Here is a 494-nt window from a genome sequence, read left to right on the forward strand (position 1 = left end):
GGAACTGTCCGAAGAGGACCGGACCGGGCGCTTCGACCTCACCCGGGCACCGTTGCTGCGCCTGACCTTTCTCCGGCTGAGGGACGGAAAACGCCGCCTCCTGGTGACCTGCCACCATACGATCCTCGACGGCTGGTCGCTGCCGATCGTGGTCGAAGAGGTGTCGAAGCTGTACGCGGCGGACGGTGATCCGTCCGCATTGCCGGAGGTGGCCTCTTACGGGGACTACCTCGCGTGGCTGAACCGGCAGGACAAGACGAAGTCGCTGTCGGCGTGGGCGGCGGAGCTGAGCGGGGCGGAGGAGCCGACGCTGGTGGCGCCCGCCGATCCGGGCCGGGCGCCGTCCGTGCCGGAGAGCGTCGAGATCCGGTTGCCCTCGGCCCTCCTGCGCGCTGTGGGCGAGCTGGCCCGCGGGCAGGGGCTGACGGTGAACACCGTCGTGCAGGGGGCTTGGGCGCTGCTGCTGGCACGGCTCGCGGGACGGACCGACGTGG

The 494-nt window shown here is 71.3% G+C and carries 1 protein-coding gene; it reads left to right on the plus strand.

The window, feature by feature from the left end:
• Positions 1 to 494: condensation domain-containing protein (locus AVR91_RS43830; RefSeq protein ID WP_228709222.1), on the plus strand; the 494-nt coding region annotated here is incomplete at both ends.

The organism is Amycolatopsis keratiniphila subsp. keratiniphila, from assembly GCF_001620365.2.
GTDB classification, from domain to species: domain Bacteria; phylum Actinomycetota; class Actinomycetes; order Mycobacteriales; family Pseudonocardiaceae; genus Amycolatopsis; species Amycolatopsis keratiniphila.